Origin of the sequence: Acidovorax sp. HMWF018, from assembly GCF_003061035.1 — a bacterium.
Taxonomy (GTDB): Bacteria; Pseudomonadota; Gammaproteobacteria; order Burkholderiales; family Burkholderiaceae_C; genus Acidovorax; species Acidovorax delafieldii.
In genome coordinates this window covers 14,394-21,664 of record NZ_QAIM01000466.1, presented here as the reverse complement: position 1 = coordinate 21,664, position 7,271 = coordinate 14,394, and the positions used below count along the sequence as shown (strand labels likewise).

General features: G+C 65.0%; 7 protein-coding genes and 1 pseudogene. 5 read left to right on the top strand and 3 right to left on the bottom strand.

Annotation, left to right across the window (positions count from 1 at the left end; genetic code table 11):
- Positions 1-101 (top strand): hypothetical protein (locus DBR23_RS31195; protein ID WP_233250587.1); only part of this gene is annotated, 101 nt, incomplete at its 5' end.
- A 93-nt stretch (positions 102-194) separates the two neighbouring features.
- Here the strand turns inward: DBR23_RS31195 and DBR23_RS19590 are convergent.
- Entirely contained in the window at positions 195-569 is a 375-nt protein-coding gene (locus DBR23_RS19590; protein ID WP_056067655.1) for a PilZ domain-containing protein, read from the bottom strand.
- 124 nt (positions 570-693) lie between these two features.
- Here DBR23_RS19590 and DBR23_RS32185 point away from each other — a divergent pair, with 124 nt between their 5' ends.
- From DBR23_RS32185 to DBR23_RS19570, 4 genes are all read left to right on the top strand, one after another.
- Positions 694-3,654 carry an EAL domain-containing protein gene (locus DBR23_RS32185; RefSeq protein WP_304466225.1) on the top strand — a complete coding sequence of 987 codons (2,961 nt, stop codon included), beginning with the start codon at positions 694-696 and terminating at the stop codon, positions 3,652-3,654.
- A 204-nt stretch (positions 3,655-3,858) separates the two neighbouring features.
- On the top strand, positions 3,859-4,350 hold the full coding sequence (locus tag DBR23_RS19580; RefSeq protein WP_056067657.1) for a hypothetical protein: 492 nt from the start codon (positions 3,859-3,861) through the stop codon (positions 4,348-4,350).
- A 122-nt stretch (positions 4,351-4,472) separates the two neighbouring features.
- Positions 4,473-5,252, top strand: a complete 780-nt coding sequence (locus tag DBR23_RS19575) for a 2OG-Fe dioxygenase family protein (protein WP_108499309.1) — start codon at positions 4,473-4,475, stop codon at positions 5,250-5,252.
- Positions 5,253-5,375: 123 nt separating this feature from the next.
- The gene (locus DBR23_RS19570) at positions 5,376-5,813 is read left to right on the top strand and encodes a universal stress protein (protein WP_099730067.1); all 438 of its coding nucleotides are present in this window, start codon (positions 5,376-5,378) and stop codon (positions 5,811-5,813) included.
- A 68-nt stretch (positions 5,814-5,881) separates the two neighbouring features.
- Here the strand turns inward: DBR23_RS19570 and DBR23_RS19565 are convergent, their stop codons facing one another.
- Together DBR23_RS19565 and DBR23_RS31175 are read right to left on the bottom strand one after the other, a co-directional pair.
- Positions 5,882-6,865, bottom strand: coding sequence for a tripartite tricarboxylate transporter substrate binding protein (locus DBR23_RS19565; protein WP_108499308.1), 984 nt, complete (start codon positions 6,863-6,865; stop codon positions 5,882-5,884).
- 188 nt (positions 6,866-7,053) lie between these two features.
- Positions 7,054-7,271: pseudogene (locus DBR23_RS31175) on the bottom strand (acetyl-CoA C-acyltransferase); the annotation flags it as partial.

The window sequence follows — 7,271 nt, the reverse complement described above, 5'->3', positions numbered from 1 at the left end:
TCTACAAGGTGCCGCGCATCGTGCAGTTTGTGCTGGCGTTGCCCAAGAGCGGCAGCGGCAAGGTGATGTGGCGCGCGCTGCAGGAGCAGGAAGCGCAGTGACGGGTCGGCACCCGCCAGTTTGACAAACGCGCCAAGAAGAAAAGAGATAAAGAGAGGCCGCTGCTGCGGCGGTGACGAGCCCTGCGGCGGCCGTCAGTGCGCCGCGCCCGCCATGGTCAGTTCGCCCAGGTCCCGCTCCAGCAGAGCGGGGTCGCCCAGTTGCAGCTCGATCAGACGGCGCAGGTGGGTGACGCTGTCCAGGTCAATGCCCTTGCACAGCAGCCCGGTGTGCAGGCCTTGCACGTGGGCCACCTCGGTGGACATGGCGATGTGGTTGCCCGTGTCGGCCAGGGGGATGGTCAGTTGGCACAACGTGCCTTGCCCCAGCGTGGCCTGCGCGGGCACCATGATCAACGCGCCCTTGAGCGACAAATCCAGCACATGCACGCTGAACGCATCGGTGGCCGTGGTCAGCAGGGCCGGTGCATCAAAACCAACGCGGACGAAGTGGCGGCGTTCATGGGGCATCGCTGTCTCCTGGGCGGGGCGGGGGTGTGACACATGCTACCCCAACCGGCACACGGTAGTTAATTTTTGGAGGTTTTTGCAAGCATTCGTTAACATGGTTTCTCCATCACCTGGGGAGTCCGGTGTGAAACCTGGCGTGAACTGGCTGGTGCGGCGCTGTGCCGCGTGGCTCAAAGGCATTGTGTGGGCGGCCGTATTGGCGGCCAGCGCCAGCATTGCTGCGGCGCCCCGCGAGCTGCGTGTGGGCGTGTACTCGAACGAACCCAAGGTGTTTGTGGATGCCGACGGCAAGGCCGCAGGCATTTTTGTGGATCTGCTGCAATTGGTGGCTGCGCGCGAGCAGTGGATCATCAAACATGTGCCTTGCAGCTGGCAGGACTGCCTGGATGCGCTGCGCGAGGGCCGGCTCGACCTGATGCCCGATGTGGCTCGCTCGCCCGAGCGCGAGATCCTGTACGACTTTCACCGCCTGCCAGTGCTGCACAGCTGGTCGCAGATCTACCGGACATCAGGCGCGCCCATCTACTCGTTGTTTGACCTGCAGGGCAAGCGGGTCGCGGTGCTCAAGGGCTCCGTGCAGCGGTCTACATTCCTGAACATGGTGGACAGCTTTGGCATCCAGGTGACTTTGGTGGATGCGCCCAGCTTGATAGATGCGTTTGCCATGGTGCAGCGTGGCGAGGCCGATGCGGTTATCTCCAACCATCTGTTCGGCAATTTCCATTCGGCCCGCTATGGCGTGGTGGACACGGGCATTGTGTTCCAGCCCGCTACGCTGTTCTTTGCGACCGGCCCCGGTCGCAATGCAGATGTGTTGGCGGCCATTGACCGATCCGTCGAGAACTGGCGCAGTGGCGCCGACCCGGCCTATGCCCAGGTGATGCGCCACTGGGGCGGGCAAGACCCTGGCGTGCAGATTTCCCCCTGGGTGTGGCGGGGGCTTGCGGGCTTGGTGGCGTTCAGCTTGCTGGCTGCGTTGATGGTTGCGATCTTGCGTCGCCAGGTCCAAGAACGTACGCGCCACTTGCGGGACAGCGAGCAAAAGCTCACCACCATTTTGGACAGTGTTGGCGCGTTCATCTACATCAAGGGCAAGGACTACCGTTACCAGTACGCCAACCACCACACGCTGCATTACTTTGGCAGGCCGGCGCACGAGGTATTGGGCCATGATGATGCGGCGTTTTTCGACGCAGCCACGGCGCAACGGCTGAGGGCCAATGACCGCCGGGTGCTGGAGGACGGCGAGACGCTGGAGGCGGAGGAGGTGAACACGCCCGCCGCCACGGGCGAAACACGCGCGTTTTTGTCGATCAAGATTCCGCTGCGCCACGCGGATGGCAGCATTTATGCGCTGTGTGGCATCTCGACCGACATCACCGAGCGCAGCAAGGCCGAAGAATCGCTGCAGATTGCTGCCACGGTGTTTGAGTCGTTCGAGGGCATGATCGTGACAGGGCCCGACCAGAGGATCCTTAAAGCCAACCAGGCCTACGCGCGGCTGACCGGCTACACGGTGGACGAGCTGGTGGGCCAGACACCGCGCCTGCTGCACTCGGGCCGCCAGGACGCGTCTTTTTACGCGGCCATGAAGAACACCTTGCACTCCAGCGGCATGTGGCAGGGCGAGGTATGGAACCGGCGCAAGGACGGCACCGAATATCCGGCCTGGATCACCATCACCACCGTGCGTTCGCCACGCGGCGAGATCACCCATTACGTGGGCACGCAGACGGACATCTCCAGCCGCAAGGCTGCCGAAGAAGAAATTCGCCTGCTGGCCTTCTACGACCCGCTCACGGGCCTGCCCAACCGTCGGTTGATGAATGACCGCCTGCAACACAGCCTGGCCGCCAGCGCACGCTCAGGCGCGGGCGGTGCGTTGCTGTTTGTGGATCTGGACAACTTCAAGGACCTGAACGACACCCAGGGCCACGAGCTGGGCGACCAGCTGTTGCGCCAGGTCGCCGCACGCCTGGGGGGCTGCGTGCGCATGGGCGACACCGTCGCGCGCTTGGGTGGAGACGAATTTGTGGTGCTGCTGGAGGGGCTCAGCCCGCAGGCGCACGAAGCGGCCGCCCAGGCCGAAACAGTGGGGCGCACGGTGCTGCAGGCTCTCAGCCAGAGCTACCAGCTCGACGGCCATTCACACCACAGTTCTTGCAGCATAGGCATTGCGCTGTATGCCGATGCACGTGGCTCGGTGGACGAATTGCTCAAGCACGGCGACATGGCCATGTACCAGGCCAAGGGCGCAGGCCGCAACACCTTGCGGTTCTTTGACCCGCGCACCCAGGCCAACGTGACCGCGCGCACGCTGCTGGAGGCGGGTTTGCGCGACGGGCTGCGCGAGGGGCAATTCTTGCTGCACTATCAGGCCCAGATTCACCAGCAGCGAGGCATTGTGGGCGCCGAGGCGTTGGTGCGCTGGCAGCATCCGCAGCGCGGGCTGGTGTCGCCCGCCGAGTTCATTCCAGTGGCTGAAGCCTCGGGCCTCATCGTGCCGCTGGGCGTGTGGATTCTGCGCACGGCCTGCCTGCAACTGGTGGAGTGGGCACGCGACCCGCAGACTGCCTACTGGACCTTGGCCGTGAACGTGAGCGCACGGCAGTTCCGCCACAGCCACTTTGTGGACGAAGTGCTGGGCGTGCTGGAAGAAACCGGCGCGAACCCGCACCGGCTGAAGCTGGAGTTGACCGAGACCCTGCTGCTGGACGATGTGGAGGACACCATCCAGCGCATGGATACCCTGCGTGCGTCGGGCCTGGGCTTCTCGCTGGACGACTTTGGCACGGGTTATTCGAGCCTGAGCTACCTCAAGCGCTTGCCGCTGGACCAGCTCAAGATCGATCAAAGCTTTGTGCGCGACCTGCTCACCGACGCCAATGACGCCAGCATTGCCCGCACCATCGTGACCCTGGCCCAGAGCCTGGACCTGGGGGTGATTGCCGAGGGGGTCGAAACCCAGGAGCAACGCGACATGCTGGCCGGGCTGGGCTGCCACACCTGGCAGGGCTACCTGTTCGGGCGCCCCGGGCCGGCGGAAGCATTGCTGCAGGCGGCTGCCAGTGCAACCGCGTCGTGATGTCGGTGGACGTATATCGGGCTTAGGCGCCGGCAGCCAAGGCCTTGCGGTACCTCATCTCTCGCCAACAACTGTCGCCATTGGCTGACATTTTGTAGCGTCTGAAAGGTGTAAGGTACAGGAAGCCTTGTGACTCACACAGGGCCACCCTCCCTGTGCACGCACTGTTTGTGTGCACGGCGTGGCAGTCAGCAGGAGCTTTCCATGAAAAACACCATGTTTCCCACGATCCGTCTTCTTGTTTCGGGTGCGGCTGCGGCCGCGCTCCTCGGCCTGGCGGGCGGCGCGCATGCGCAGGCCTACGTCAATGCCACCGTGGGGGGCGAACTGGCACCCGGCGTGTATGGCCGCATCAACATTGGCAATGCACCGCCACCGCCGCTGATTTACGCAGAGCCGGTCATCATCCAGCGCCCTGCTGTGGTGGTGCCGCGTGCGCCCATTTACCTGTATGTGCCGCCCGGCCACGCCAAGAACTGGGGCAAACACTGCGCTCGCTACAACGCCTGCAGCCAGCCGGTGTACTTTGTGCAGGAGCCGCCCCCACGCCGTGGCAACCCGTACCAGGGTCCGCGCGGGCGCGATGACCATCGCTGGGATGACGACCGTGGACGCGGCGGCAAACACGACCGTGACCATGACCGCGGGCATGGCAAGGGTGAAGGCCGTGGCAAGGGCCATGGCAACCGGGACTGAGCGGCTTGCGACCACGGGGGCTGGCCGGTTGCGTGGATCCGGATGCGGCCCCCACACTGCACCCACCCTGTTTGCGCCATCGCAGAACCTGTGGTGGCGGCTGCGGTTAAGCTCGGGCCTCTATGGCCCAAGTCTCCTTTTCTCCCCCTTTCACTACACCGGCTGACGTCGCCAGCCAGCTGCAAAGCAGCGGCTTTGCCGTGCTCAGCCCTGAGGCCGTTGCCGAGTGGGTTGGCTGTGACCTGTCGGCGCTGCAGGCCCTCAACAGCGACTGGGCAGCCTTGCCGCCCGATGAATTCCTGAAGGACGGTGGCCGCTACCGCCGCCGTCGCCACGCCTGCTTTGTGCTGCAGGAGGGCCGGATGGAGCAGGTGCCGCACCGTGCCCACTGGCAGCCCGTGGAGTACAACGCGCTGCACGGCGGCATGGAGCGCTGGTTTGCCCCCATGGAGCCCGTGACCGTGGCACAGCCCGTGTGGCAGCAATTGCTGGCCGCGCTGGCGGGCGTGTCGGACGCCGTGTTTGCCGGGCCGCAGGCACCGGTGCCCTGGTTTGTGGAGGCGCACCAGTTCCGCATCGACACCACCGACGGCATTGGTCGCCCCACACCCGAAGGTGCCCACCGCGACGGGGTGGATCTGGTGGCGGTGTTTCTGGTGGGGCGCGAGGGCGTCAAGGGCGGCGAGACGCGGGTGTTTGAGGCCAACGGCCCTGCCGGGCAGCGCTTTACGCTGACGCAGCCCTGGTCGCTGCTTTTGCTGGACGACGCGCGCATGATCCACGAGTCCACGCCCATCCAGCCGCTCAAGGACGGAGGCTACCGCGACACCCTGGTGGTGACTTGCCGGCGGGGCAACTTCCAGGGTGCGGACGTGGTGGGGCAGGCACCGTCAGGGGCTTGAGCACTGCGGCAGAAGTGCATCCGATTTGATGCGAATCAAGATGCGGGGTATGGTGGCGGTTCACACTGTCGCCCATGGTCAGGCCACAAGCCTGGTCCCACACCTCATTCAAGGAGTAGCACCATGTTCAAGCACATTCTGGTTCCTGTCGACGGTTCCAAGACCTCCATGCTGGCCGTCTCCAAGGCCGCAGGCCTGGCCAAAACCTTTGGCAGCGCCGTCACGGCGGTGTACGTGATCGACCCGTATCCCTTCACCGGCGTGGGCGCCGACTTTGCGTACGGCCAGGCGCAATACATCAGCGCCGCCACAGCCGAGGCCAATGCCGCGCTGGACGCCACCAAGAAGGCCATGGCCGATGCGGGTGTGCAGGTCACCACCGTGGTGGGCGAGGGGCATGCGGTGCACGACGGCATCCTGCGCGCGCTGGAGAGCACTGGCGCCGACCTCATCGTGATGGGCTCCCATGGCCGCCGCGGCCTGGAAAAGCTGGTGCTGGGCAGCGTCACGCAGCGTGTGCTGGGTGTGGTGCACATCCCCGTGCTGGTGGTGCGGGACTGATTGTTTTTGCCCCATGCAAAACGGCTCCTTTCGGAGCCGTTTTTTATTGCGGCAAGCGCTTCAGAGGGTCACTCAATCTTCGCGCCCGAGGCTTCCACAATGCCCTTCCACTTGGCGTAGTCAGTCTTGAGCAGGGTGTTGAACTGAGCGGACGACATGGCCTCCGGCTCGGCACCCTGGGCGTGGATGGCGGCCTTCATCTCAGGGGTGGCCAGCAGCTTGTTGATTTCTGCGTTGACGACGTTCACCACGGTGGCCGGTGTGCCTGCGGGCGCAAACACGCCGTACCAGGTACTCACATCAAAGTCCTTGAAGCCTGACTCGGACACGGTGGGTACTTCGGGCATGGACGAGCTGCGCTTGGCCGATGTCACGGCCAGCGGGCGCAACTTGCCCGACTTGATCTGGGCCATGGCCGATGGCACCGAGGACATAAGCAGGTCTACGTTGCCCGACAGCGCATCCATCAGCGCAGGGTTGGAGCCCTTGTACGGGATGTGGCTGAGCTTGATGCCCGCCGCCTTTTCGAACAGGTCGCCTGCCAGATGGATGGAGGTGCCGTTGCCGGGCGACCCGTAGGTGATGGTGCCGGGCGCTGCCTTGGCTGCAGCCACCACGTCGGCCAGCGTCTTGAACTTGGAGTTCGCGCTGGTGGCAATGACCACGGGCGTGTAGGCCACATGGGCCACGGCGGTCAGGTCCTTGGTGGGGTCCCAGGGCAGGTTTTTGTACAGCCAGGGGCCGATCACCAGGTTGTCTTTCTGGCCCATGACCAGGTCATAGCCCGTGGGCGCAGCCTTGACGGCCTCGCCAATGCCAATGGTGCCGCCTGCGCCGGCGCGGTTGTCGGCCACCACGGTCCACTTGGCGCTTTCGGTGAGTTTGGTGGCCACCAGGCGCGACAGGATGTCGGTGCCGCCGCCGGGCGGGAAGGGCACGATCAGGCGGATGGGCTTGGCGGGGTATGCCGCAGCGGGCGCAGGCGCCTGGGCGTAGGCCGTGGAGCCCAGCGCAAAGACGAGGGCGGTGAAGGAAAGCAGGGTGCGCATCATGGTGAGAGGTGTCTCCATCGGTTCAGTTGTGTGCGGGCTACCGCCAGGCCGCTGGGTGCGGCTGCGGTGGCCCGGCTGATCTGGGGCAGCGGGCGCCAATGATCGCTGATCGACTGTGGCGCTCGCGTTGCCAATAGCAGGTGGCAGCATCGCGCGTGGCGATGGCAGTGTGCGCACCCGCGTGCAGGTCAGAGGCGCTCAAAAATCGCCGCAATGCCCTGGCCGCCGCCAATGCACATCGTCACCAGCGCATAGCGGCCCTGAATGCGTTGCAGCTCATGGATGGCCTTGACGGTGATGAGCGCACCGGTGGCGCCGATGGGGTGGCCCAGCGAGATGCCCGAGCCGTTGGGATTGACCTTGGCCGGGTCCAGGCCCAGGTCCTTGGTCACTGCGCAGGCCTGGG

Coding starts and splice junctions, on each gene's coding strand:
- DBR23_RS19590 (WP_056067655.1), bottom strand. CDS start 569: ATGCCCCATGAACGCCGCCACTTCGTCCGCGTTGGTTTTGATGCACCG.
- DBR23_RS19580 (WP_056067657.1), top strand. CDS start 3,859: ATGAAAAACACCATGTTTCCCACGATCCGTCTTCTTGTTTCGGGTGCG.
- DBR23_RS19575 (WP_108499309.1), top strand. CDS start 4,473: ATGGCCCAAGTCTCCTTTTCTCCCCCTTTCACTACACCGGCTGACGTC.
- DBR23_RS19570 (WP_099730067.1), top strand. CDS start 5,376: ATGTTCAAGCACATTCTGGTTCCTGTCGACGGTTCCAAGACCTCCATG.
- DBR23_RS19565 (WP_108499308.1), bottom strand. CDS start 6,865: ATGATGCGCACCCTGCTTTCCTTCACCGCCCTCGTCTTTGCGCTGGGC.